This is a genomic window from Photobacterium makurazakiensis, assembly GCF_050336715.1.
GTDB classification, from domain to species: Bacteria; Pseudomonadota; Gammaproteobacteria; order Enterobacterales; family Vibrionaceae; genus Photobacterium; species Photobacterium makurazakiensis.
This window is the reverse complement of sequence record NZ_JAKJSJ010000040.1, coordinates 25,025-49,799: the sequence shown is the minus strand read 5'-3', so window position 1 is coordinate 49,799 and position 24,775 is coordinate 25,025. Positions and strand designations below refer to the sequence as shown.

Annotated in this window: 24 protein-coding genes; 14 read left to right on the top strand and 10 right to left on the bottom strand. The window is 42.5% G+C overall.

The annotated features are described in order from the left end of the window. Window positions 1-97 precede the first annotated feature (97 nt). The 7 genes from L4D09_RS18025 (at window position 98) to sstT (ending at window position 8,639) form a co-directional block, all read left to right on the top strand. A complete protein-coding gene (locus tag L4D09_RS18025; RefSeq protein ID WP_428458903.1) occupies window positions 98-1,054 on the top strand; it encodes an AAA family ATPase in 957 nt (318 codons plus the stop codon). Continuing rightward, entirely contained in the window at window positions 1,051-2,004 is a 954-nt protein-coding gene (locus L4D09_RS18020) for a DUF58 domain-containing protein (protein WP_428458902.1), read from the top strand. Before L4D09_RS18025 ends, L4D09_RS18020 begins: the two co-directional genes overlap by 4 nt. Further along, window positions 1,997-2,485: a DUF4381 domain-containing protein gene (locus L4D09_RS18015; RefSeq protein ID WP_428458901.1), complete on the top strand. Its 489-nt coding sequence runs from the start codon at window positions 1,997-1,999 to the stop codon at window positions 2,483-2,485. Before L4D09_RS18020 ends, L4D09_RS18015 begins: the two co-directional genes overlap by 8 nt. Beyond that, window positions 2,478-3,443 (top strand): vWA domain-containing protein, encoded by a 966-nt coding sequence (locus tag L4D09_RS18010; RefSeq protein WP_428458900.1) that lies wholly within the window; start codon window positions 2,478-2,480, stop codon window positions 3,441-3,443. Before L4D09_RS18015 ends, L4D09_RS18010 begins: the two co-directional genes overlap by 8 nt. Beyond that, window positions 3,436-5,418 carry a vWA domain-containing protein gene (locus tag L4D09_RS18005; protein ID WP_428458899.1) on the top strand — a complete coding sequence of 661 codons (1,983 nt, stop codon included), beginning with the start codon at window positions 3,436-3,438 and terminating at the stop codon, window positions 5,416-5,418. The genes L4D09_RS18010 and L4D09_RS18005 overlap by 8 nt, the downstream gene beginning before the upstream one ends. Before the next feature lie 5 nt (window positions 5,419-5,423). Further along, the gene (locus tag L4D09_RS18000) at window positions 5,424-7,115 is read left to right on the top strand and encodes a BatD family protein (protein WP_428458898.1); all 1,692 of its coding nucleotides are present in this window, start codon (window positions 5,424-5,426) and stop codon (window positions 7,113-7,115) included. Between the two features lie 285 nt (window positions 7,116-7,400). Beyond that, complete coding sequence (gene sstT, locus L4D09_RS17995; protein WP_428458897.1) at window positions 7,401-8,639, top strand: serine/threonine transporter SstT; 1,239 nt, start codon at window positions 7,401-7,403, stop codon at window positions 8,637-8,639. Window positions 8,640-8,726: 87 nt separating this feature from the next. Here sstT and L4D09_RS17990 read toward each other — a convergent pair whose 3' ends face one another. The 3 genes from L4D09_RS17990 to L4D09_RS17980 all read right to left on the bottom strand — a co-directional run bounded on the left by L4D09_RS17990 (window position 8,727) and on the right by L4D09_RS17980 (window position 11,372). Continuing rightward, window positions 8,727-9,707: an OmpA family protein gene (locus L4D09_RS17990; protein ID WP_428458896.1), complete on the bottom strand. Its 981-nt coding sequence runs from the start codon at window positions 9,705-9,707 to the stop codon at window positions 8,727-8,729. Window positions 9,708-9,923: 216 nt separating this feature from the next. Beyond that, complete coding sequence (locus tag L4D09_RS17985; RefSeq protein WP_428458895.1) at window positions 9,924-10,355, bottom strand: PAS domain-containing protein; 432 nt, start codon at window positions 10,353-10,355, stop codon at window positions 9,924-9,926. Window positions 10,356-10,358: 3 nt separating this feature from the next. Next, window positions 10,359-11,372 carry a response regulator gene (locus L4D09_RS17980; protein ID WP_428458894.1) on the bottom strand — a complete coding sequence of 338 codons (1,014 nt, stop codon included), beginning with the start codon at window positions 11,370-11,372 and terminating at the stop codon, window positions 10,359-10,361. A gap of 235 nt (window positions 11,373-11,607) precedes the next feature. On the opposite strand from L4D09_RS17980, the gene L4D09_RS17975 reads away from it, so the two are divergent. After that, window positions 11,608-13,101 (top strand): NAD(P)-binding protein, encoded by a 1,494-nt coding sequence (locus L4D09_RS17975; protein WP_428458893.1) that lies wholly within the window; start codon window positions 11,608-11,610, stop codon window positions 13,099-13,101. Window positions 13,102-13,106: 5 nt separating this feature from the next. Here the strand turns inward: L4D09_RS17975 and L4D09_RS17970 are convergent, their stop codons facing one another. Then, a complete protein-coding gene (locus L4D09_RS17970) occupies window positions 13,107-13,424 on the bottom strand; it encodes a cupin domain-containing protein (protein WP_428458919.1) in 318 nt (105 codons plus the stop codon). A 152-nt stretch (window positions 13,425-13,576) separates the two neighbouring features. On the opposite strand from L4D09_RS17970, the gene L4D09_RS17965 reads away from it, so the two are divergent. The 4 genes from L4D09_RS17965 to L4D09_RS17950 all read left to right on the top strand — a co-directional run bounded on the left by L4D09_RS17965 (window position 13,577) and on the right by L4D09_RS17950 (window position 16,568). Beyond that, a complete protein-coding gene (locus L4D09_RS17965; RefSeq protein ID WP_428458892.1) occupies window positions 13,577-14,005 on the top strand; it encodes a universal stress protein in 429 nt (142 codons plus the stop codon). A gap of 424 nt (window positions 14,006-14,429) precedes the next feature. Further along, the gene (locus L4D09_RS17960; protein ID WP_428458891.1) at window positions 14,430-14,888 is read left to right on the top strand and encodes a MarR family winged helix-turn-helix transcriptional regulator; all 459 of its coding nucleotides are present in this window, start codon (window positions 14,430-14,432) and stop codon (window positions 14,886-14,888) included. 192 nt (window positions 14,889-15,080) lie between these two features. Further along, window positions 15,081-16,112 (top strand): porin, encoded by a 1,032-nt coding sequence (locus tag L4D09_RS17955; protein ID WP_428458890.1) that lies wholly within the window; start codon window positions 15,081-15,083, stop codon window positions 16,110-16,112. A 21-nt stretch (window positions 16,113-16,133) separates the two neighbouring features. Then, window positions 16,134-16,568: a DoxX family protein gene (locus L4D09_RS17950; RefSeq protein ID WP_428458889.1), complete on the top strand. Its 435-nt coding sequence runs from the start codon at window positions 16,134-16,136 to the stop codon at window positions 16,566-16,568. 189 nt (window positions 16,569-16,757) lie between these two features. On the opposite strand, the gene L4D09_RS17945 is transcribed toward L4D09_RS17950, so the two are convergent. After that, on the bottom strand, window positions 16,758-17,966 hold the full coding sequence (locus L4D09_RS17945) for a phosphoribosyltransferase family protein (RefSeq protein ID WP_428458888.1): 1,209 nt from the start codon (window positions 17,964-17,966) through the stop codon (window positions 16,758-16,760). A gap of 574 nt (window positions 17,967-18,540) precedes the next feature. Here L4D09_RS17945 and L4D09_RS17940 point away from each other — a divergent pair. Further along, window positions 18,541-19,704 (top strand): multidrug effflux MFS transporter, encoded by a 1,164-nt coding sequence (locus L4D09_RS17940; protein WP_428458887.1) that lies wholly within the window; start codon window positions 18,541-18,543, stop codon window positions 19,702-19,704. Further along, a complete protein-coding gene (locus L4D09_RS17935; RefSeq protein ID WP_428458886.1) occupies window positions 19,676-20,101 on the top strand; it encodes a hypothetical protein in 426 nt (141 codons plus the stop codon). The genes L4D09_RS17940 and L4D09_RS17935 overlap by 29 nt, the downstream gene beginning before the upstream one ends. Before the next feature lie 85 nt (window positions 20,102-20,186). On the opposite strand, the gene L4D09_RS17930 is transcribed toward L4D09_RS17935, so the two are convergent. From L4D09_RS17930 to L4D09_RS17910, 5 genes are all read right to left on the bottom strand, one after another. Continuing rightward, window positions 20,187-20,402: a DUF3820 family protein gene (locus L4D09_RS17930; RefSeq protein WP_428458885.1), complete on the bottom strand. Its 216-nt coding sequence runs from the start codon at window positions 20,400-20,402 to the stop codon at window positions 20,187-20,189. 22 nt (window positions 20,403-20,424) lie between these two features. After that, the gene (locus L4D09_RS17925; protein ID WP_428458884.1) at window positions 20,425-21,039 is read right to left on the bottom strand and encodes a fumarylacetoacetate hydrolase family protein; all 615 of its coding nucleotides are present in this window, start codon (window positions 21,037-21,039) and stop codon (window positions 20,425-20,427) included. A 102-nt stretch (window positions 21,040-21,141) separates the two neighbouring features. Beyond that, on the bottom strand, window positions 21,142-21,735 hold the full coding sequence (locus tag L4D09_RS17920) for a YceI family protein (protein ID WP_428458883.1): 594 nt from the start codon (window positions 21,733-21,735) through the stop codon (window positions 21,142-21,144). A gap of 93 nt (window positions 21,736-21,828) precedes the next feature. Continuing rightward, window positions 21,829-23,781 carry an alkaline phosphatase D family protein gene (locus L4D09_RS17915; RefSeq protein ID WP_428458882.1) on the bottom strand — a complete coding sequence of 651 codons (1,953 nt, stop codon included), beginning with the start codon at window positions 23,779-23,781 and terminating at the stop codon, window positions 21,829-21,831. Between the two features lie 95 nt (window positions 23,782-23,876). Continuing rightward, complete coding sequence (locus tag L4D09_RS17910; RefSeq protein ID WP_428458881.1) at window positions 23,877-24,749, bottom strand: LysR family transcriptional regulator; 873 nt, start codon at window positions 24,747-24,749, stop codon at window positions 23,877-23,879. Between the last annotated feature and the right edge of the window lie 26 nt (window positions 24,750-24,775).

Sequence of the window (24,775 nt, the reverse complement as noted above, 5' to 3'; positions counted from 1 at the left end):
AATAATCATCCGATGTTGAGTGATGAACTAAACCGTTTTTTTTTAGTCAGAATGTCCATACTCTCTTTTTGACTGTTTTGTATCTAAAGGAAATATCATGTTGACGTCGACTTTCCAGCAACTTCAAACTTACCTGAATAGTCAGGTTATTGGTCAGCCTGCGCTTGTAAAACAGTTAATGATAGCCCTACTTGCTGATGGGCATATTCTGGTTGAAGGGCCACCAGGATTAGCGAAAACGCGCGCCGTCAAAGTGCTTTCAGACTGTATTGAGGGAAGCTTTCACCGTATTCAATTTACCCCAGACCTTCTGCCAGCCGATTTAACAGGCACCGATATTTTCCGTCCTGAAACGGGAGAATTCTCATTTCAACCAGGGCCTATTTTCAACGCCCTTATTCTGGCGGATGAGATCAACCGCGCACCGGCAAAAGTTCAAGCGGCGATGCTAGAAGCAATGGCTGAAAAACAAGTCACCGCAGGTCGAAAAACCTATACGCTGCCCGATCTGTTTTTAGTTATGGCGACGCAAAACCCAATTGAACAAGAAGGTACCTACCCACTGCCAGAAGCACAGCTCGACCGTTTTTTATTACAGCTGAATGTCGAGTATCCTAATGCCGAAAGTGAGCTTGAAATATTACGCTTAAACCGCGGAGAAGCTCTGGGCCTTGAAAAACCACAAGCGGTTCAAATATCGCAGCAAGACATATTTTCGGCTCGTAGAGAAACTCTTAACATTCATATGGCAGAAGATGTTGAGCAATATATTATTCGACTTACGATGGCGACCAGAGAGCCGACTCGTTACAGCGACGAATTGGCAAACTGGCTACAAATGGGTGTAAGTCCTCGCGCAACCTTAGCACTTGACCGTTGTGCTCGTGCACATGCATGGCTTGATGGCCGAGACTATGTGATCCCCGAAGATATTCAGCAAATGGCTTACCCTGTACTTCGTCACCGCCTGTTATTGAGCTACGAAGCACAAGCTGAAGGTATTTCAGCTGACGCCATTATAGAAAAATTGATCGCTCAGGTGGCCTGCGCATGAGTGAAACAACGATAACGCCAGCCTTACCTGTACACAGTAATGGCGTTAATGTTTGTCTGGCTGAATTACTTCAATATAAAAACCAATCTGTGCGTTGGCTTCCACCAGCGCAGAGTGTTTGGTCGCAACTTAATGGTCAGCACCAAAGCCGTCGAAAAGGCCGAGGAATGAATTTCTCAGAAGTACGGCCCTATCAAATTGGGGACGATATCCGTGCTATTGACTGGCGTGTAACAGCTCGGACAGGTAAAACACATACCAAGCTCTTTGATGAAGAGCGTGAACAACCCGTGATGTTACTCGCCGATATCAGTGCCAGCATGAACTTCGGCTCTCAGCTTTTACTCAAATCAGTTCAAACCGCTCACTTCACCAGCCTACTCAGTTGGCTTGCTGTCAGTGAGAAAGACCGCGTGGGAGCTATAGTTTATAACGGCCACAAATTAGTTGAGTGTAAACCTACCGCACGCCAGCAAGGTCCATTAACGGTCATTAACGCCCTTATTGAAGCGCACCAACCAACCGATAATACCCAAACGATGCCTTTTTCTACAGCATTAAAGCACCTACACCACCTTTGTCCTAAAGGCAGTGAAATCGTCATTATCAGTGATTTTTACCAGCTTCAAGAAACAGATAAAAGGCGTTTGAACCAATTACGCCAGCATAACAGAATCCAGTTTGTCCAAGTTTCAGATCCTCTAGAGCAGGGACAAACCCAGTTTAATGGCACTGAATTTGTGTCTGACAGCTCTCACTCTGCGTGGCTCGATTTTTCAGCAAAAAAAACACGCCAAGGGCTAAGTGAACACTATCAAGCACATCAGCAATTTATTCAAAACATCTGTAAAAGCCTTGCAATACCATTGCATCAACTTTCAGCGGCAATGCCACTAATGACTCAACTCGGGCAGACAACCAAAGCAACACAAGGGGGACTTCGTGGTTAACGAACAATCAACAGCAATTCTTCCCTTGGCTGAACTGCATTTACCTGAAGCACCTAACCTGTGGCCTCTTGCATGGGGCTGGTGGGTTATCATTTTAATTTTCTTAGTGGTAATGGCTTATTCGATATATAAGGTGATGATGGTAAGAAAACAAAATCAAGCCCGAAAAGAGGCGTTGGTTTTGCTTAAATCACTGCGCTCAATCGACAGGTTTAACGATATTAATTTATTACTCCGTCAAGTCGCGATTTCTTACTATCCACGACATGATGTCGCAGGCTTAACCGGCTCTCAATGGTTAGGGTTTCTTGATAGTCGGCTACCCGAATCTAAACGTGGCTTTGTGATGTTATCTCAACAATGGCAGCAGGGCTTATTCTCAAGCCATGCTTTGACTGAGAGCGATTTTGATGCTTGTTATAAACAAGCCGTTTTGTGGGTAAAAAAAGCCAACTTCAGTCAAGGAGCCAGCAATGTTTGAGTTTCTCTGGCTTTGGGCAATATTCTTGCTGCCACTACCTTGGTTTATTTATCGTTTCAGTAAGCCAGCGATCCAACCCTCAGCGATTCGATTACCAAAACTACCCGATGGTTTAGGTCAAAAGCAACAAAAAAGCCGCTGGTTAATGGGTTTGTTAATCACGGCATGGATAAGCCTTATTGTCGCCCTAACCCGCCCTGTTTGGTATGGCGATCCTATAGAAATTATGCCAGACCATCGTGACATGCTGCTCGCGGTTGATTTATCAGGCTCGATGTCAATTGAAGACATGGTTATGAGTAATGGCGATAGCATTGATAGGCTAAGTGCCGTAAAGCAAGTTTTGAACGACTTCATTGGTAGCCGCAAAGGCGACCGCCTTGGTTTAGTTCTGTTTGCTAATCATGCCTATTTACAAACACCACTGACCTTCGACCGTAACACGGTTCAGCAACAACTTGACCGGACAGTTTTAGGGCTCATTGGACAAAGTACGGCGATTGGTGAAGGGCTAGGAATTGCAACGAAAACCTTTATCAATAGTGAAGCCCCTCAACGAGTTATTATTTTACTCAGTGACGGTGCAAATACTGCAGGTGTTATCGACCCCATTGAAGCCGCAGAACTAGCAGCACGTAGCGACGTAACCATTTATACCGTCGGCGTTGGTGCTGAAGAGATGGAACAGCGTACTTTTTTCTCTACGAGAACCGTTAACCCTTCTCATGATCTTGATGAGAATATGCTAACTCGCATTGCTGAAATGACTGGTGGGCAATATTTCCGAGCACGTAACCCTCAAGAACTTAATAATATTTACCAGCTAATCGATCAAATGGAACCTATTAATACAGCACAACAAACTTGGCGGCCACAACAAGAACTGTTTCGCTTTCCGCTCGCCTTCACCATCCTACTGTCTATGATCATTATGGTGCTAAGGAAGCGATATGGCTGATTTTACATTTTTATACCCTGAATGGTTTTGGGGACTATTACCATTAGTGATATTGCTACCATGGCTCGCTCGTTCAAAATCGAAGCAAGGCTTAATTGCCCCACACCTTGCAAAGCAACTCGGTTTAACTGAAAACAAACAGGTGAATAAAACGCCTTGGCTTGCGGCTTTTTGGGTGATCGCTGTGGTTTCGATGGCAGGACCAAGCTGGCAAAAAAACACGTTGCCAGCCTACAGCTTATCGGGAGCCCGAGTGCTTGTTATGGATATGTCTCGGTCGATGTATGCAACAGACATATCGCCGAACCGACTCACTCAAGCACGCTTCAAAGCGCTTGATATGCTACCTGGCTGGAAGGAAGGTAGTACAGGCTTGGTTACTTATGCCGCTGACGGTTATACCGTTAGCCCGCTGACCCAAGATAGCCATACTCTGGCAAATTTGATCCCACATTTGTCTCCTGAAATATTACCCATTCAAGGCAGTAACGCTGCTGCTGGCATTCTTGAAGCCATTAGCTTATTAAAGCAAGCTGGCCATCAGCAAGGTGATATTATCTTAGTGACCGACGGGTTAAGCGAGAACGAATCCTCTGAAGCCTTAGCACTGCTTTCTGGGAATAAATACCGACTCTCTATTTTAGCGATGGGAACCACACAGGGAGCCCCAGTAAAGTTACCCGATGGCCGATTATTGAGTAATGATGCAGGCCAAACAGTCATTGCAAAAGTAGATATCGACACCTTGCTTCCACTTACCCAGCAAACTGGGGGGTTATTACTGCTTTCCAAGCCAACGAATGATGATGTCGACCGCCTAATAGCCGCAACGGCAAAACCCCAAGAAGCACCAGATGAAAGTAAGCATAAAGAATTAGAAGAACGACTAAATAATGGTTTCTGGCTACTGTTACCACTTACTGTTCTGTCATTATTTGGCTTTCGCCGAGGAGTAGTATTAGCACTGCTTATCACTGTGGTGCCTATTGACTCAGCGTACGCCGCATCATGGAAAGAGCCCTTTAAAAATGATGATGTCGTTGGTTTTGAATTATTTGAACAGGGCAAGTTTGCCGAGGCGGCAAAACACTTTAATTCACCGGCTTGGAAAGGTGCGGCTGAATATAACGCTGGGGATTTTGAGTCAAGCATTGAAACATTAAGCCCATTAAACGATGAGCGCTCTCGCTATAATCTTGCTAATGCCTATGCGCAAAATCAGCAGTTTGATCAAGCCAGCGAAATATACCAGGAGTTAATTGAGAAGAACCCAAACAATGAAGATGCTAAACGTAATCTGGCGTTAGTGAAGCAACTGCAAAAGCAACAAGAACAACAAAAGCAGTCACAACAAGGTAACGAACAGCAAAATCAATCACAAGACCAAGCGCAAGATCAGCAACAAGCCAGCGACTCTTCGCAGCCTGGTCAAGATCAACAGGCGAATAATCCACAAAAGCAAGAATCTCAATCAGATGAACCTTCTCAACAGGCGACGAATAATCAAGAAGGCTCCGAACAATCTGATGACGCTTCTCAACAAGGTGAAAACCAACAGTCGACCGAGCAACAAAACCAAAGTCAGGGGCAGTCAAGTGACAGCGCCCAACAGGATGCTGCTAACGAAGAGCAAACTGATGAGCAAGGAGGCGCTCAAAGTAAGCCACAAACTGACGATGATTCACAGCCTTCACAAGCTGGTGCAACCTCTGATGATAGCGCCAAAGATGAAAGCGCAGGCTCAGCATCACTGAGTGACGATGAACTCAATGGTGAGGAAGAACCCAATACGCAAGCAATACAAGCTGAGGGGGATGCAAGTGGTGAAGCGACGAGTAACGGTATATCAGCCAGTGACCCGATCCTGAAAAAACTTGAGCAGATCCCCGATGACACCGCCGCATTAATCCGCGCTCAAATGATTTTGCAGGCAAGACAAAGAGAAGCTTCTGAAGCAACGGAAAACTCATGGTAATAGCAATGATAAAAGCATTAATTAATCAACGTCGTCCATTAAGACACCAAAAAGTTAACACTTTACTTAGCTATTTTATGTTTCTACTTTTTTTCGTATTCACATCAAGTAGCCATGCAGCCCAAGCTGTTGCAACAGTATCGAAAAATGTCGTGGGTGTGAATGAAGTATTCCAGCTAAAAGTTTCTGTTGATGACAATGTTAACACCAGCTCATTAGACCTGACGGTGCTAGATGAAAACTTCAACTACGGCACCCCATCAGTGAGTAGCGGCACAAGTTACAATAATGGCGTTGTTAGCCGTAATACTGAATGGACTGTCGCGCTAGCCGCTAAAGAAATTGGCGAGTGGACAATTCCAAGCTTCCGCATCGGTGCTAGCCAAACCGACCCCATTGCAATTACATCGCTTAAATCAGCCAGTAACAATACGGACAACGATACAAGCAAACCAGACATTCATATTGACTACAATATCGATAAAGACAGCTTATACATTGGTGAGAGTATTCGCTATACCGTACGTATTCGTATTGGAGAGCAACTAAGCCAGCCTTCCCTTATCGCCCCTTCGGGTGAAGGACTTGATGTCAGGCAAGATGGCGATGACCACCAAGCTGAAACTATTCTAAATGGTAAACGCTATATCATTATCACTCGTGATTACCAAATAACGGCAAAGAAACCTGGCGACATTTTACTACGGGGCGCAGAGTTCAAAGGAAGTGTTATTAAGGGGAGCCGAGGCTTTGGCTCAACATTAAGGGTACCGGTTGACCTGCAAATTCAAGACGTTACCATCGAAGTCAAAGACAAACCAGAGGACTACAAAGGGCTATGGTTGCCAACTGAAGATCTTGTATTGGAACAACATTGGCAGCCAGAAACAAATGAAATAAAGGTAGGTGAACCTATCAGTCGTACCATTATGTTAAGAATAAAGAATGCAGAACAAAGTACGCTGCCTAACCTTACGCTTAATTACCCAAGCAACGTTCGTGTTTATGACGAAAAACCAATTTATGGCAGTGATGCTGGTTATACAACAATGACAATTAAGCAAGTCATTATTGCTCGCACCGAAGGTAATATTACATTACCACCATTGACCATTAACTGGTGGAACACCTCAACGAGTAAGCAGGAACGCAGCCATATTGATGGCCTTGAATTAACCGTGTTACCCGGCGATGTAGCAAGCACATCATTACCGGTACAGCCATCGCCAGAAATCACTCCTGTTACGCAAGAATCGACCAAACAACCTCTAATAACAGAGGAAAAATATAATTGGTGGCCTTGGTTAAGCCTTGTCCTGTTTGCTTTTTGGCTTGCGACTATTAAATTATGGTTAAACGAGCGTAAAAAACAGCCTAAGTCAGCAGGTGTGGAAGCACAACGTCGTTCGAAAGCGTTAACCCCGATCGAAGGGATGCTTCAAGCTGCTAAATCAAATCAACCCATTCAACTTCAGGCTTATTTTGAACAATGGCGTGGTATGAACCCGGATCATCCATCCACTAAGCCTCTCAAAGCCAGCATAGACGGTTACATGCAACAACGGTATGCCAAGAGTAATGAAGGAGCTGGTTCGACAGAGGCGCTAATAGAGCAGCTAGACGCATTAGAAAAACACAATAATACGCATAATAATGCGCAATCTGGTGCGCTTGCTCCAATTATTCCTAACACTTAATACTGCATCCCCCATTCCCATTCATTTAACAAAAAGCCCATGACAACATGGGCTTTTAACATTTCGCTACCGTTAGTTCCTTTTCGTCTCCCTAATTTCACACCGCTCAAGCCTAAGTAAGCAATGGTTTAGAAAACCTCTTAAAAAGGTTGTTAAACCAGCGTGACAGGAAAGTTTCTAAAATCAAAGGTAGATAAATATGGTAAATTCTGTTAAAAACCATCCCCGAAGTGAAATTAAATGCTTCAATATATAAATATAAATTATTCATATTCAGGATGTAACATGAATCAAACACAACCTTTCTTAGCCCGAATTGCAAACGGAAGCCTCGTTATACAGATACTTATTGGTATCGTTGCAGGTATCCTTATTGCCACCATGTCACCGGATAGTGCTATCAAAGTGGGTTTTCTTGGCGACTTATTTGTTAGTGCCTTAAAAGCCGTTGCACCAATACTGGTATTTATCCTTGTTGCTTCTTCTATTGCAAATCAGAAGAAAGGTGCACATACCAATATGAAACCTATTATCGTACTGTATCTTTTCGGTACGTTAATGGCTGCCCTTACTGCGGTAACGATGAGTTTCCTTTTCCCAACCACTTTGACTCTAGTTGCTAGTGCTGCAAGTGCTACCCCACCGGAAGGCATTGCTGAAGTTCTTAACACTCTGCTATTCAAGATCGTTGATAACCCAGTTAACGCATTGATGACAGGTAACTTCATTGGTATTTTGGCATGGGCTATTGCACTTGGCTTTGCTCTTCACCAAGCGACTGACGCCACTAAGCAAGTCTTCCATGATGTGTCTAACGGCATCACCATGATTGTTCGCTTTGTCATTCGTCTTGCGCCTATTGGTATCTTCGGCCTTGTGGCAAATACCTTTGCAGAAACTGGCTTTGATGCACTATTCAGCTACGGTCGTCTACTAGCTGTACTGCTTGGTTCTATGGTGATCATTGCACTTGTTGTTAACCCAATCATTGTATTTGTGAAAACGCGAGAAAACCCATACCCGCTTGTACTACGTTGTATTCGCGAAAGTGGTATCACGGCTTTCTTTACCCGTAGTTCTGCGGCAAATATCCCTGTTAACATGCAGCTATGTAAAGATCTCGACCTTCACGAAGACACTTACTCTGTGTCTATCCCGCTGGGTGCAACTATCAATATGGCAGGTGCTGCCATTACGATTACAGTACTAACACTTGCTGCTGTTCATACCATGGGTGTTGAAGTGGATATCGCAACAGCAGTGCTACTGAGTGTTGTCGCTGCAGTATCTGCGTGTGGTGCGTCGGGTGTTGCTGGTGGTTCATTACTTCTTATTCCACTGGCTTGTAGCCTGTTTGGTATTCCAAACGAGATCGCAATGCAGGTTGTTGCTGTTGGTTTCATTATCGGTGTTATTCAAGATTCAGCAGAAACAGCGTTGAACAGCTCAACAGACGTAATCTTCACTGCTGCTGCATGTAAAGCGGCTGAAGCCAAGCTTGAAGCGCAAACCAAAACAGCCTAGTCACTGTTTTAGTAATATCAAAAAAACCAGCCTCTAAGGCTGGTTTTTTTTCGATAGCATAAATTAAACCTTCAGCATTCGCCGTCGCTACTTCGTCATTTCAAAGCCTGGTACGAAGACTTCTACTCGACGGTTTTTAGCGCGCCCTTGTTCTGTATCATTAGGGGCAATTGGCTCAAGCTCACCCTTACCTTGAGCAACAATACGTGATGAATCAATACCAAAGTGGCTGCCAACATAACCTGCAACAACCGCGGCACGTTCTTCAGATAATGTTTGGTTATATTCTTCACTACCACGAGCATCGGTATGGCCGACAACATAAAGCTGTGTCTCAGGGTAATCGACGAGCTGTTGAGCAACCGGCTGTAACAAGTCAATATCAGCTTGCGTAAGTGCATCGCTATCAAATGCAAATGGCAGAACTGCGCTAACTGCGGCAACTTCCACTACTTCAGGCACTGGCTCTGGCAGTTGTTCTGGCTCTGGCTCGATGATAGCGACTGGCGCAGGTGCTCCCCAATGGTAAACCAAACTTAAGCCATAGAAATGAATGTCACTCTCACCCGGTTTATTCGTACCGGTATCACCGACTTGGTTGTAATATTGGTATTCTAAACGGGTCGATAAATTATCACTGAAATAGTATTCCGCACCAACACCAGCGGTTGCAGATACACCACTTTCATCTTGGCCATTTACCCCGTTGTCGGCATCAAATATGAAACCACCCGCTTTTGCAAACAGGTCAAATGAATTAGACACTTCGTAGGTAAACTTACCGACAAAATCGAGGCCTTGCACCTCAAAGCCATCGTTCAAATAATCAGCTTGACCTAAATAGGTATAACCACCTTCTAAGCCAAACCAAGAATTCACATTGTATCCAATAAAGACACCGCCGCCCCAATCGTCTTTATCGAGGTCTTGCCCTTTTAAGGCACCGTCAACACTATCAAAACTTGTTCCACCAACACGTGCCCCCACATACCATGGGTTTTCTGTTGCAGCCTGAACCGTTCCAGAAATTAAAATAGCCAGCGGAAGCAATTTAAATGCGTTTTTCATAACTTACTGTCCCTATTTATTATATATATCCAATTTACTTAGATATGCCACTACATAAATAGGTGTAGAACAATTACGTTTTTTATCCAAATATTTAGAACAGAAATAGCTGATATACTCTAGCTTGATCAAAGAATACGCCTGAAACTATTAAAAGGCGTTATATATTAATGAACATGTTAATAAATAACGCCTGTTATATCGAAGCTGTACAACTTATTGCTCAGCCATTGCCTCAGCAGTAGCATCTTCAACCGCCAAAAATAGATAGTTAATCTCACCATTTGGGGATGTCATCGGGTTTAACGTGACATTCTGATACATGAAAGGAGCTTGCTGAGTGATCGGTCGGACATTACGGCATTTAAACAAATACGGTCGCTGCCGCCAGATCAAAAAACTGCGGCAACCAAGATTAAACACCGGTTTAGATTTGGCGATAAACCATGCTTGTGGGATCTCAGGAAACAATTCAAATATATTTTTCCCAATCGCGTCATGAGATTGTTTACCACTGTGGTGTGTCATAAAGCCATTCCACACATGAACATTAAAATCGCGGTCAAGTACAATCAAACCAACGTCGACATGCTGTACCATATCAACCATCCAGTGAAACTGTTCAAATTCTGCAGGTAATGAAAGCATCTCTTAATCACCATCCATTAAATAAGCCAACTTGTTATCAAGTAATGGCAACGACTCATCAACAAACATCAATAGCAAATCACACTTAATATTTGTTCCTTCGATGCCATAGCTCACTTCAAATGTCATAGTACGGCGCCAGTTTCCTGCTGTTTTTTCAATCATACTATCAATAGGTGTGTGTTGACCAAGGACTACAGGGTGACTTTGAAAGAACTTAACTTCAGCTTGCTGACCCAGCCCTTGCAAGAATGAGCCGACCAAAATATTACTCACATCCATCAACAGTTCTAACTCAGAGTCACTACCCATAATATCGGAATAGTCCATTAAGCGGACGAGGTCTGAAACACTGGTATCACTAAGTAAGACTAATGCTTCACCCGCAATGCCCTCACCACTAAACCCCTGACATACCCCCGACATCGTGCTGCTACTTGCCAAGTGGCGCATTGTCATATGCAGCTCACTTACTTCAAATACATTCACGTTCGGCAATGGAAGATTGACGAACACATCAAAATGACGAGCGAGTGAATTGGCAGCTCGGCCAATCGCAACGTTAGCAACCTCTAAGTAAACATCGCGGCGTCTCAGTGCTGGCGTTGATACACGTTGAATGACGTCATCAAAGCTTCGGGGTTCTTGCGCAATAAGCGGCTGTAATATTGCCTTTAGTTGCGCTTTATCTATTGGTTTTTTTAAAAACTCGATTGCCCCAAGAGCTTTAACCCGTGTTTGAGCTTGGGGCTGAATATCACCAGAAACCACAATCACTTTCGTGTCATTAAGATGTTTACCCGACAACTGCATTGCTTCTAATGTCTGGTAGCCATCCATTACAGGCATGGTTAAATCTAAAAACATTAAGTCGAATTTTCGGCTATTGAGCGCTTCTATCGCTTCTTTCCCATTAACAGCAAACGTTACATCAGCTTTGATGCTCGACGGTAGTGCCCTTGCCATTTGCTTTCTTGCTAACGCGGAGTCATCACAGATCAGAATTGACGTCGACATTTTTCCCTCAATGAAGCAATAAATATATGCACGTTTACGTTACACCGTGCTTTAACTGCATGATAACAGCAGAATGATGCACGGTCTGCATAGAACACAATAAACCTAAGCTTAATAAGGATTACTGAATATTGAGTAACAGCTTTTTTAAGCGAAATGATGTTTTAAATGCGACTAATGAACAGTAGAATGCACCGTATTATTAGATATTGTTTTAAAGCGGCTCGTAACACTTATGAATGCTCTTGGCTCACAACAAAATAGCCACAAATCTACTCCCACCGTCGGTATCATTGGTGGTGGTATTGCTGGTTCAACCATTGCCCTTCGCTTGGCGGAGTTAGGTATTCAAGTTGACATTTTTGAGGAAGGCGTGAGCTTGGTCAACGGTCCTCCAATCTGCCACCTACACGCTGGTGGTAATTTATACCGTGAAATATCAGACGAGCACTGCATTACGCTATTAAAGCAATCAATCGATACGCTCCGTGTTTTTCCTCACACTGCGAATATACGCCCTACCGTAATTGCAATTCCCTTACATGACAAAGGGGAACCAGAGGCTATTTTACCTCGCTTACACCAGCTATGTAATGTATATCAGCACCTTGTAGAAGAAGATAATGAAAATGAAGTGCTAGGAAAGCCTGAGCACTACTTTAAACTTTATAGCCGTGAAGCGTTAACCTCATTAGCAGCACAAGAAAACCCGAATACACCAACATGCCTTGATGATTGGATGATCCCAGTTGCGAAGAATATCAACTTGGATAAATTCAAATTCCCCTTAGTATTGGTGCAAGAATACGGGCTTAGTGTCTTTCGGCTAGCGGCTACCGCCAGTTTAGCTCTGGAACAGTTACCTAACTGTAATGTGAAGACCAACAGTAAAGTCGTCAATGTTTCCCAATCTAGCGAAGAACATTGGGACATTGAATACCAAACTTTTGACGCACAAACTGGCAATCACGTGGTACATCAACGCCGTGTCGACTATTTGATCAATGCTTGTGGCTTTCAAACAGGCACAATCGACAACATGGCCAAGCTAAGACGTAAACGCCTCGTTGAATTTAAAGCGGCTTACGTTACACACTGGCCAGAGTGTAATGGTATTTGGCCGGAAGTTATTTTTCATGGTGAACGTGGTACACCTGATGGTATGGCACAATTAACCCCCTACGCTGATGGTTATTTCCAACTACATGGCATGACTGAAGACATTACCCTGTTTAAACAGGGCCTAGTCACTAGCACAAACACTAACTCACAGCCCGAGCTTGAACAGCGCTTCATTAAGAAAATCAAACAAGGCTGGAACGCTGAATTGATATCACTTCGATCTCAACGTGCAATTAACCATATGTCTCGATTTGTACCATCCTATAAAACGGCCACAGTTGGTGGAAAGCCATTATTTGGTGCACAACAGATCCCTGGAGATGATCCAACCCTCCGTGCCGCTGATGTTTCCTTTGACGGTAAACACTACGCCAGAACCGAAATCGTTAAGGCCTCTTCTGCTCTCTCTGCAGCTAATAGCATTCTTGATGAACTTGTAAGCAGCGGTTTGGTTGACAAATCACTAAGCCAAAATTTAATGAGTAATACTTTCAAAGTGACAACGTCACTGAACCAGAGCACTGTTGAAAAGAAAGCAATTGAATTAGCCAACGAAAGGCACTATCCAGAAGCCTTAGCGAAGGTTGTTGCTTACCCGCTTAGCTAATTTGGCTACGAATAAAATACGGCAAGCCAGATAGTTTCGCTGTCTGGCTTTGTCCAAGAGACTCGATGCCGTTGATGTGCCGGAATATTAATGTGATCGCCGGCCTGCATCACAACTTCACGCATCCCCTCTTCAAACAATATCTTAGCCTGCCCTTGTAACACCATTACCCATTCGCTTTCTTCTTGGTCATACCATTCAGCCGCTGGCGTTGTATGCCCTTTAGATACAATCTTCTCTATACGAACATTCTCTGTAGAGACAATATCTTCAAAGATTTCTTCGGGTAATTGGCTAGGTATATTGGAAAAAATATTATTCATAGTATCAACATGCATATATCGAGGAATGACGTTTAGTTTACAGACATTATTTATGAAGATCGGAAATTTTGGCATTTATGAGACTTTTCCGACACTATTTTGGGCATTATACAATTATGCTAAAGGTAGTTATTAAGCAAAAGGAGGACGTTATGAAATACAAACATATCCTTGTCGCATTAGAACTATCTGAAGAGAGCAACGTACTTATTGATAGAGCAGTTTTTCTTGCAAAGCTACTCAATGCAGACCTATCTTTTATCCACATCGACGGAACACACGGGGAGATTTATCCAGAACTGGTCGACATAAAAGCCGACGCCAACAATCGGCCGTTAAACGAACGTTCAATGACACAATTGAACGGCTTCTTGGAACAATCAGATTATCCAGTTAAACACTTCTTAGTGGGAACTGGCGATTTAAGCGACAAACTTAGTGATACCATCCCAGAGTACGGCGTTGAGCTATTAATCTGTGGGCACCACCATGATTTTTGGAGCAAAATCATTTCATACTCCAAACATCTGATTCATAAATCTACGGTAGATATTCTTGTTGTGCCAATTCAGTCAAAATAGTAACCCAAATAAAGCCCATGACTTTAACAAAAATATGCTTTCGTCATGGGCTTTCAAAACCCTACGCTGATCAGTTTTAGACGCTCATTTATCGTAAATACAGGTTTATCGAATCAAGAACCGCAATCCATTTACATCGATATGTAAGAAAATATGTATTACACCCTCTGTAGCAATACACCCCACAAATATCCATCTATTTTATTATTTTTCAATACGATAAACGATTAACCACACAAAAAAAGCGGCTAACTGGTCACAGCTCTCGCTTCGCTAAGAAACAAAATATTACAACTAACCCACCACTTTAGTTGTACCCACAACAAAATTATGGAGAATACAGTTTTGTTGTGCACGCAACATAGTTGGGATATCAACGAAACATCAGTAAAATGCAGTTATAGATAATAAATGGTTGAATATAATGACGACAAAAGCTCGATACCCACAGCTATCAATAAGCAAAAATCTCGAAGACTCCCCCTTCTTTATGATGGGAGTTGTACATAGATACTTTAGAAACCAAGCTCAAAAAGAACTATCTGCTAAGTACGATATTACAACAGAAATGCAAAAGGCATTAGAAGTTGTTAATAGCTTTGRACTTATTAGCCAACAAAAACTTGCAGATGCACTTATGAATGAAAGAAGTGCAACAAAACGCCTAGTCGATAATCTTATTAAAAGAGATTTACTCATCGCGGTTAAAGATGAAAATAACCAAAAACATAAATTACTGAAACTTAGCGATTTAGGGGCAGAAGTGAGAGCTTCAGGAAATAAAATAATGAAACAGCTTGAAAGCGACTGGTTAGAAAAGTTAAGTGAAACTGAAATTGAAGATCTAAATAAAACTTTGCGTAAACTTACTATGAACTTTTAATACTTTGTCTCTATAGAGCAACATAGGTGAATGAGTTATTTTTATTCACCTATTAATAAACACACAAATACATATAAAAGACGCATCTAAACGCAATCACATAAAACATAAGTCTATTATGACGTCATAAATATAATAACCATTAAATTTTTTAATTATCTATTTCTACAAATATTTTTTATCGAGGACGAAATGAAGAAGTATCTTTCGCTAGCTATCTTATGCTCTAGCGTATCAGTTAATGCTTTTGAAATTAATGACCATATAAGAGTATTAGGGCTCGTTGGCGCGTATCAGACTAATGGCGGCCCTCTTGCTGAAGGCTCTAAAGATGGAAACCCTATTGAAGCAAAGGTAAGACTCAATGGCTTAGCCAATTATGAAATTACCGATGGTTGGTATCTTTTTGGTCGAATGGAATATGACCTGAACTTCCTTAACCTAAAAGAAGGCACCGAAATAAAAAATGGGAAGATAAGAAAGCGCTATGAATATATCGGAATTGAGCATGCTGAACTAGGTAATCTGTGGTTTGGTAAAGACTGGGGAGCGACTTATGCTCACATGCCTATCTTAAAAATGAAGTATTTAGGATTCCAAGATGTACTTGCAGGCCAAGCTACATGGCGAAACAGCGATACGCTACTTTATAAAAACCAATTTGGTAAGTGGGGCTTTGTTGCCTCAACCCAACTTTCTGATTCAACACGTGATTTTGACTATAAAGATGATGCCTTTACCACTGACGGTAACGCTTTCACGATTACATATGGTACCTCACCATTTTTTGGTGAAGGCTTTGGCATAGGTTACTCATATCATGATGCTGGGTTATATGGGCCAAATGGAGATCTATATAAAGATAAAGGCGATGCAACACATAATATTGGCGCTAATTATCGCTACGGGTCTTGGTATATTGGTGCAACTATCGCTAAGTCTGATCTCAATGATAATGGAAAAAGTGCAGACCTTAACAAATACACGTGGGATGTTGCTGCAGAATACACATTCAATGACAGTTTAAAATTCATTGTTCACCACGCTCAAATATATGGTAACTGGGGGAGCGAAAACGAACGTTTTGTCGGCTATGGCGTTCATTATAATGCATTAACCCTTTCACCAGACTTAACATTATTTATTGAAGGCCGCCTTTCGGATGGTGGTGATAGCAATACAATTGAAGACACGCATGTCTTTGGTATTGAATATTCATTCTAAAATAAAAAAAGGACTTATATAATGCTACCGTTACAATTAAAACCAATCTTTAAAGTATCTGAAAACAATCACTTTGAGCTTATTTTTCGTTTAATGGTTGGTTTTATTATGCTCTACCATGGGTACCATAAAGTTATCAACCCTATGGGGTTAGTACCATTTTTGGAAATGAAAGAAATCCCATTCCCTGTACTCAGTGCTTACCTTGCAGCATATACAGAATTTTTCGGCGGATTAGCCTTGATGCTTGGTTTAGTCACACGATTAGCTGCACTTGGTTTAGCATCTTGCATGATAATTGCCATTATCACCATGGGAGGATTTAGTGCTGGGCTGAATTCAATGAATGGCGGTCTTGAATATCAATGGACCTTATTATCCATTTTTACTTTCTTCGTTTTCGCGGGCTCGGGTAAAACTTCTATCGATAACCTAATCTGGCAAAAAATCTCATAAAATCCCGCTAACTTAAAGCCCAGCACCACTGGTGATGGGCTTACTACGATTAAAAATCACTTCAGCGTTAAATACTAGCCCCGCCTTAACGGCCTAATGACACGTTTCGGGGTAAATACTATTGCAACCTCTACCTTAGTCGTCACTCTAAACAGGAGGCTTAACGTTAGGTGATGGCTATATCAACGACTACAATTCGGACAGTTGATCAGAGAACCAAATTTTACGCTGGAAGCGAGGATTCTTCGATGACATGTCAATTTTGTAAGGGTTAGTCTCTTCAGAGCGCTGTGGTATCTTCAAGATCTTGCACAGCTCTTGAGCCAAAAACTTCTCAATTTTCAGTACAACCATTTTCTTGCGTAAACGACCTTGCTCATCACGGTTCAGGATGGTTGGCATTGTGTTCAGTGTCAGAATCTCACCCAGTGCAGGGTTAGACATACGCTCGCGACCTTCAGTACTTGCGTAGAAATGTGAGACAGTGAATACCATGCGCTCGGGTTTTAACTGCTGAAGGAACTGACAAGATTTCACAACTGTTGAGCCGGTTCGAACCATATCGTCAAACAGAACGATACTCGGGTTGTTTAGGCCCTCGAATGTGTCTTCACTTTCTTCGTGAAGAGTGATTTCGACCTTACGTTCGGCAGTACGTTCTTTGTCTAACATAATGAACTTAGCCTTGGGTAAACCAAGCGTGTTGTACATCTCTTTTACGAAGTCGCGAGCACCTTTGTCTGGCGCACAAAGAACGAGACCTTCACCTTCTGGCCCGTAACTCAATATATTTGAACTCAGCAAGTAGTGAGCGTAAATCTTGTAAGGAATGAGGTTGAAGAAACGGCCTCCGAACACTTCGCTAAACATCTTCTGTACGGAAACAGAATGGTTATGCACCGTCACTACATCATCAACCCCAGCAAGCTTCAGCATCTGAGCATAGAGTTTAGAAGTAAAAGGTTGGCCATCAAACTTCTTAATGTCGGCTGTATCTCGCTCAGCGTGGGTATCCCCCAAATCTGCACGAGGACCACGATCTTGAGCTGAGAAAAATAAATCTGGCTCAACCAATACCACCCGGCTAGCACCGTTTTCTTTGGCCGCTCGCGCTATGATGAAGTTGTGCATGGCCAATTCCTGGCGGCTTGTAATCAGATTACCGGTGCTTACAATGACAACAATCTTTCCTTCTAAACTATTACCGATATTCTCCATGTCATTTTCATCTGAGATAAAGCGTGGGCAAAACTCAGTATTCATGAAGTGTTTCATGCTGATTACATCGGAGATATCTTCCTCCTGGCCCATTGCATATGCGACATCGATCGCGAAAGGGTTGTCGGAAGAATTACTGACAATCACTACATCGTCTGATTGTGCATTCTGGATGCTCATGGCATTCCTTATCAATAAGAAAGAGAGTTTGTTGCGTGTATTCTATTACAGAATGAACAAAACGGCAGAGAAAAACTCCAGTTTGTTCGAATGACTTTAAGACTGACGGCTAGCGCATTTAATTCCCTAACCTAAGGAGGCGTTACAGGCAAAAATTTGTCCTGTTGACTGTTTAGCTCTAGTGACATTTCACGCTAACCGAATTAACTACAATGAAATTAAATACCAAACGACATAAATACCAAACGACTTCAAACTCATTTTTGGACATTTCCTTGTTAAGGCTTTTGCACTAACTTCTCTCCTACCTATGAGAAAATGTATCTTGAAATCTGTTAACTGCCTTTTCGATTAGTTGAGTGATAGGGAAGTAGGGAATTGCAGTACTAGAAGTCAAACATTCTCATCAGCCACTTTCCTGATGGGAAGGTGATGAATGCAAAAATACGTTAATCGTTTTTTTACTACCCAAAGCAAGCCAATTCCTTTAGGGAATATCACTTTTTAGTTTTAATCACTTAACGGAATATCACTTTTTGTATATCTTGAAATCCAGATAACAAAAAGGTGAACTATGACACAGAAATCATTAGTGCCGATGATGGTGGCACTCATACTCCTTAGCCCGATGGCTATTGATATTTACCTCCCTGCTATGCCGATGATGGCTGAATCGTTTGGGGTTTCTTTAGTTAATGTTCAAGACACTATCTCTTGGTTTATATTTAGTCTTGGTTTTGGGCAGTTAATTGCTGGGCCGATGGCTGATAAGTATGGTCGCAGACCTGTAGCCATTACAGGTATTACGCTTTACTTCTTAAGTTCAGTAATGGCATATCTGTCTTATTCTTTTGACATGCTACTTGTTGCTCGTTTACTCCAAGGTTTCGGTGCATGTGCGACGACTGTTATTGCATTTTGTGCAGCAAGAGATTGTTTCGCTGAGCGAAGCGGTAGAGTCATTAGTTACTTGAACGGTACGATTAGTTTCATTCCGGCCCTTGCACCGATACTAGGTGGTTGGATCACAGCTAACTATGGTTGGGAACACAACTTCAGTTTCATGGCCGTATTCTCTTTGGTTGTGGGTATTCTAGTCATTAACTTATTCCCTGAAACACTCCCTGAAGGTACGAAGAGCAACAAAGTAAGTTATTGGCCAATTGCAACCAACGGTACATTCTTATTCCATGCATTGATGTGTTTGTTAGCGATGGCTGTACTGCTGACCTTCGTTTCGATTGCACCAGGATGGCTAATGGTTGAGGTCGGTCTTGATATCAACAGCTTCACAATGTGGTTTGGTGCTAACGCCGTTATCAACATTATCAGCTGTATGTTTGCGCCAAGGTTCATGGATGCATACGGCCAAAGGAAAACATTAGTAACGGGTCTTGCAGTGATTATCGCTGCCGGGATCTTGATGAAGTCACTTGGCCACAACGGTCAGGCATGGGGTTTCATGCTGCCAATGTTCTTGGCAACTGTAGGTGTAGCATTCCTACTTGGTTCAGCTGCCGGTAAAGCTCTTTCACCATTTGGTCATTGTGCTGGTACAGCAGCAGCTTTGTTTGGTCTGTTCCAAATGAGCGGTTCAAGTGTCTTGATTAGCATTACGCAAAAGATCGGCTTGGATTCTCCAGACCTGATGACATTGCAAATGTTCCTGTTAATCCCATTGCTCTTGGTTATGTTGGTAAGGAAATCAAATGAGAAACCTGCTAGGGCATGCGATTAACAAGCTGATAGAGTTGGGCCATATTTCTAGGGATAAGGATATTAGAGCGCACTATATTAGGTGTACGCTATTAGGGAAAGAATCCGTTATTATCTACGAACCAGCAGGGTTCAATGAAATATTGGTATCCGTTTGGTGGGATTACAATCCCACTGAGCATTACAAGCTTGATCAAACGGTGAGTCATAAACCACAAACCAGAAGAATCAAGTACAAACGCTTTGTTAGCGCAGTCGTTGGAGGTTGGATCGAAAGAGACATGGGCTTCTATTTGCAAGGTAGGAATAAAAATTCGCTTACCACGAGATATATGACCATAAAAGCAAGACTGGAGCTAAGGAACGCACCAATCTGTGAGCCGAATGGTTTTGAATTAGAGGGCGATTTCTTATTTTAAATAGATGGCAAGGTGGTATATACCGCCTTGCTTATTTATTTTTACCCGAGGTGCCCTATCCCCCAAGAACAACCACATAAACTACTTAGTCACGCCTTAACGGCCTAATGACACTTTCTAAGCCTTCAATTTTAAACTCTAAAGCCAACGCCATTAGCGTGCCAAGCTCGCCTTCAGGGAAGCCCTGCTTTCGAAACCACAGTAGATACTCTTCAGGCAAATCTATTAATACCCTACCACTGTATTTGCCAAACGGCATTTTCATATTCGCCAATTTAACAACATGCTCTTGATTAAACATCGACTGCTCTTTTTCCTATCGATTACGCACCCACTGACCACTGTTGACTCAGTAATGTTTGCTCATCACAGGTTAGTGATGCTTCAAACACAGCGTCAGTCGGTACTTTACCTACACCAGCAGGCGTACCAGTCATAATAATATCGCCATCTTCGAGTGCCATAAAGCTTAATACTTCACTTAGAATTACCTCTGGTGAATAAATCATCAATGATGTACCACCTTGCTGCACGCACTCATTATTGATTGATAAGCATAAACCAAGCTCACCCTGTTCCGGTAACGGTACAAAATCGGTAAACAATGCCGAGCCATTAAACGCTTTACTGCGCTCCCACGGTAATGATTTGGCTTTCAGCTTACTTTGTACATCTCGCTTGGTTAAGTCTAATCCTACCGCTACCGCAGTGAATTTTCCGCCTTGATATAGGTACGAAAGCTCCGCTTCATAATGCAGTGCATCTTCATTATGAGTTGCTAACAGTTGGTCTGAAATGGCTGAGTTTGGCTTTAAAAAAAGTACCATTTCTTCCGGTATTTCATTGCCTAGTTCATGAATATGCGCAACATAGTTACGTCCGACACAAACAATTTTATTAGGCGTGATTTCTGCAGAACCAAAACGTATACTTTTCATTTTCATCCTTGAAGGTTTAATAACAACTTAAAATTAATAACCAAACTATCACTGATCAAAAAAGTCGGCAACGGCCGACTTTATTCATAACCTTGATAAGGTTTACTCTTCAGCGACAAATATTAGATTCGCAGAAACTGGCACGCTAAGTAAAATGCTGTTGAGCTTTGCAATGTCTTTCAGCTTTTCAATACCAACATCTAAGCCAAACGCCGCCGATTTAATTTCAACAGGCTGTAATGTTGTCACTTGCAAACCACCATTTTCAAGCCCTGTAACCTGCACTTTCGTCGCAAGCTTTTGGGTTTCACCATGTAAATCCAGCTCAAACTCTACATCCGTTGTCATGGTTTTACCTGGCATCATGTTCTTCAACGCTTCAGAGTCAACACTTGCACTAAGCATTGTTAGAGGGTTCTTTTCTGTATCAAAGAGCTCTTTCTTCATACGTTCATCGCGTATTTGAATATTGGTATCAACACTGGTTAGGTCAATCGAAAGTTTTACATCTCCCTCATCAGTAATGGCTCCAGCAACGTTTCGAAATTTATGCTGCTCGAGAACTGAATCATTCTTTACCGATGAGAAACCCACTGTTGAGTTTGGCCCATCTAAGCTCCAGTTTGCCAATGCTGATGATGTGCCTAAAATAGACACCGTAACACCCAAAAACATTGCTACCTGCTTAACCACCATTCTGCCTCCTAGTACTTTATTATTGGTATGACTATAAAAATATAGGCCAGTTATCAATAATTTGTCGTAAATATTGGAGGCACAAACGTGAAGTTACTTTATGGGGGGAAAGGAAACTCGTTCGCCTTCCGCAGTTAAGATAGCAATGTCGATTGGTTTTCCTTGTTCATCTAAGCGAATTTCACCGATGGCGCTTTGATTGATTAAACGGTGATTACCTTGAATATCTGGATCGCGCTTATAGATTTTGAGGCGTTTACGCTTAGTCAACCAGTTCAACGGTGAACGAGGGCTATAAAGCATCCGATCCATAAAATCACACACTCTGAGTAATGCGTTAGGGAATTCGTTCTTAATACCACTTGACGTAATTTGATAAATATTCGGGCTACTTTTACTAAATCGAAGCTTGATGTCATAAGCGAAAGAGTAATGAACATCCCCCGAAAGAATCACAAAGTTAGTCGGTGTTTTAGAGTGGGTAAAAATACTCAACAACGTATTGGCAGAGCCCGGATGTGCCATCCAGTTTTCCGCATCAATTAATAGTGGTTGCCCTATCCATGTCATGCCTCGTTGCAGCATCTCGATAAACTTAACACCAAACATCGGGGCGGGTGACACAATAATCACAGCAGGCTCATTCAGTAATGACAGCTGAAGTTCCGTCAGTGCTTCCCAATCCATCAAGCCAGAAGGTTTATTCATTTTCGATTCTGAACGCCAACGACGTGTTCGAGTATCAAGCACTAGAATTTTAGGGCTTGTTTCAATGGTATAATGCCATTGTTCAAATCGATATAACTCACTGATCAAGCCATCTTGATTCTGGCTACTCGACTCAGTGAAAACCTGCTTTACGCGTTCAACAAAGCATTGTTCAAAATGTTCAGGGGCATTGCCCCAGCCTTGGAACAACCAATAACCAATCAAAGCGTTACCAATAATACGGTTTGAGAAATCATGCCCGTAGGCAGCTTGCTCCCAGCCTTTGGTTAGGTTCCAATCATCTGTTACATCATGGTCATCAAAAATCATGTAAGTCGGTAAATGTGCAAGCAGGCGGCGTACTTTCGGCAATCCTTCCACAAACTCGTCAATGTGCTCTTTTTCATCAAGCCATAATTGCTGCCACTGTGGCTCTAGCGTTTTATTAGCATGAGTAAACTGGTTTTCCCTTAGCCTGTTGCTATTAACATGCGCCCAAAGCTCTGGTGACCACACCAGTAAATACATCGCAATAAATTCAGCTATCGAGATAAGATGATTACCGGACTCTCTTGAGCTAAATACCGGTACACGACGGCGTAACCAGCCTTCGATACGAGGAAAACGGTCTATTACCCCTTCACCACCATCAAGGTAATGCGGCAATATTTTATCGCGGTGGTAATAGCAATGTTGATTCTGATATAACGCCGACGCAGAGCTTATCGGTGCATCAGTAAAAGACTCATCATACAAGCCAAGTAAATCGATAACTTGATGAATCGCATCGAGCATTGGACCCGCGACATGATCGGCATAAATTTGATCACCACTCATCATTAATAAAGATGGGCGCTCCGACAGAGGAAGGTTCGCAACTTTATCATCAGCGGCAACAAGGCTGTCTTTACTCGGATAATGTGGGTTACGGCAAGACCCATGCATAACGTAATCAGCGTGAGTATTAATAACAAACTGGGGACGAGTTTCTTGTTCATATAAAAGCTCAGGCACAAGTTTGGATAACAAGCCTTCGCCCGTTAGTATATCGTATTCTAGTGGCTCATTAACCGGAAATTCGCCTTTAAACGTAACTTGGTATACCCAAGCTTGTTCACCGAGCTGGATGTGTTCACCATCACTTAAGTCGGCCTGATAAAAGGCGTCGTGCTCTTCTCCACGATACAGTTCAAATGTGCCTACCAACGGTGCTGACAGCGCCAGCCATAAGGTTAATTCTGTTTTGGTACATTTACGTAGAATTGGCCCAGCAAGCACAAGTGGCAATGATGAATGAGGCGATTTTTGAGTGTGGTTAATAACGGACTCAGCAGACATACTTGGTTCGATCCCCCTACAGGCAATATAATGTGACACTATCAATAAATCTTTGTTTTTTCTATCAGAATAATGTCACCTTTTTGTCAGCACCACTAAAGCATGTTACTCAGCTCGTCATAAAACCAATCCATGACTTTCCCGCACCCTTTGTCACGTCGTTTTACAGCCCCAATTTCGACCCACAAAGGCTCAGGAATATCGTCAGTAGAAAGTTCAACTAACTCACTGGCGTACCATTCTTCTTTCGCTACATGCTCTGGCACTAACGCCCAGCCAATGCCCCTTACCACCATGGCCGTTATCAGGTAATAGCTGTCAATATGCCAATAGTTTGAAGAAATGGGTGTGGCTTGGGTATGCTCCATTCTGCCGCGAATGACGAGCTGTCGATAACAATTAAGATCGCTGATTGTAGGGGTCTTTTGAGCCGCTAAGGGATGCTTACGTGCAACAATGAGTGAGTGTTGGAAATGGCCTACAGACATAAATTCCAATGAATCTGGAATTTGCTTCACATTGAAGAGAATACCAATATCAGCTTGCTTAGTTGCAACCCACGTGGCGATATCGTCTTGAGAACCATTCAACACCGTCAATTTAAGTGTTGGAAAAACGTCTGCCGCTCGACCAAACAATGCTTCGAAGGCACTTATCGGTAGTGCCTCCTCCATCGCTACCGTTATAGAAACCTCTTCCCCTGTTGAAACTGTCATTGCTCGTGAATTTAACCGCTGGCACTGGGCGAGCACGGCTTGGGCTTCTATATACATATCTTCGCCTTCTGGCGTTAATACTGGCAACCTTGCACTTCGATCAAACAGTTCGAAACCAAGGTCTAGCTCAAGGTTACTAATTGCAGTACTAACCCTAGACTGTGCCTTTCCTAGTTTTCTTGCTGCGCCAGAAAAAGAGCCCTGCTGTACCGCAGTTACAAATGCATCTAACTGGTCAATAGTCCAATTCATTAAGCATGCCTTATTTGTTTTTTTAT

Bases quoted from the DNA above. Each gene is read 5' to 3' on its own strand.
- L4D09_RS17935 (WP_428458886.1), top strand. From the start codon at position 19,676: ATGAGAAACCTGCTAGGGCATGCGATTAACAAGCTGATAGAGTTGGGC.
- L4D09_RS17970 (WP_428458919.1), bottom strand. From the start codon at position 13,424: ATGAATAATATTTTTTCCAATATACCTAGCCAATTACCCGAAGAAATC.
- L4D09_RS17975 (WP_428458893.1), top strand. From the start codon at position 11,608: ATGAATGCTCTTGGCTCACAACAAAATAGCCACAAATCTACTCCCACC.
- L4D09_RS18025 (WP_428458903.1), top strand. From the start codon at position 98: ATGTTGACGTCGACTTTCCAGCAACTTCAAACTTACCTGAATAGTCAG.
- L4D09_RS18010 (WP_428458900.1), top strand. From the start codon at position 2,478: ATGTTTGAGTTTCTCTGGCTTTGGGCAATATTCTTGCTGCCACTACCT.
- L4D09_RS17920 (WP_428458883.1), bottom strand. From the start codon at position 21,735: ATGGTGGTTAAGCAGGTAGCAATGTTTTTGGGTGTTACGGTGTCTATT.
- L4D09_RS17940 (WP_428458887.1), top strand. From the start codon at position 18,541: ATGACACAGAAATCATTAGTGCCGATGATGGTGGCACTCATACTCCTT.
- L4D09_RS18000 (WP_428458898.1), top strand. From the start codon at position 5,424: ATGATAAAAGCATTAATTAATCAACGTCGTCCATTAAGACACCAAAAA.
- L4D09_RS17930 (WP_428458885.1), bottom strand. From the start codon at position 20,402: ATGTTTAATCAAGAGCATGTTGTTAAATTGGCGAATATGAAAATGCCG.
- L4D09_RS18020 (WP_428458902.1), top strand. From the start codon at position 1,051: ATGAGTGAAACAACGATAACGCCAGCCTTACCTGTACACAGTAATGGC.
- L4D09_RS17990 (WP_428458896.1), bottom strand. From the start codon at position 9,707: ATGAAAAACGCATTTAAATTGCTTCCGCTGGCTATTTTAATTTCTGGA.
- sstT (WP_428458897.1), top strand. From the start codon at position 7,401: ATGAATCAAACACAACCTTTCTTAGCCCGAATTGCAAACGGAAGCCTC.
- L4D09_RS17985 (WP_428458895.1), bottom strand. From the start codon at position 10,355: ATGCTTTCATTACCTGCAGAATTTGAACAGTTTCACTGGATGGTTGAT.
- L4D09_RS17980 (WP_428458894.1), bottom strand. From the start codon at position 11,372: ATGTCGACGTCAATTCTGATCTGTGATGACTCCGCGTTAGCAAGAAAG.
- L4D09_RS17955 (WP_428458890.1), top strand. From the start codon at position 15,081: ATGAAGAAGTATCTTTCGCTAGCTATCTTATGCTCTAGCGTATCAGTT.
- L4D09_RS17915 (WP_428458882.1), bottom strand. From the start codon at position 23,781: ATGTCTGCTGAGTCCGTTATTAACCACACTCAAAAATCGCCTCATTCA.
- L4D09_RS17925 (WP_428458884.1), bottom strand. From the start codon at position 21,039: ATGAAAAGTATACGTTTTGGTTCTGCAGAAATCACGCCTAATAAAATT.
- L4D09_RS17910 (WP_428458881.1), bottom strand. From the start codon at position 24,749: ATGAATTGGACTATTGACCAGTTAGATGCATTTGTAACTGCGGTACAG.
- L4D09_RS18005 (WP_428458899.1), top strand. From the start codon at position 3,436: ATGGCTGATTTTACATTTTTATACCCTGAATGGTTTTGGGGACTATTA.
- L4D09_RS17945 (WP_428458888.1), bottom strand. From the start codon at position 17,966: ATGAGCATCCAGAATGCACAATCAGACGATGTAGTGATTGTCAGTAAT.
- L4D09_RS17965 (WP_428458892.1), top strand. From the start codon at position 13,577: ATGAAATACAAACATATCCTTGTCGCATTAGAACTATCTGAAGAGAGC.
- L4D09_RS17950 (WP_428458889.1), top strand. From the start codon at position 16,134: ATGCTACCGTTACAATTAAAACCAATCTTTAAAGTATCTGAAAACAAT.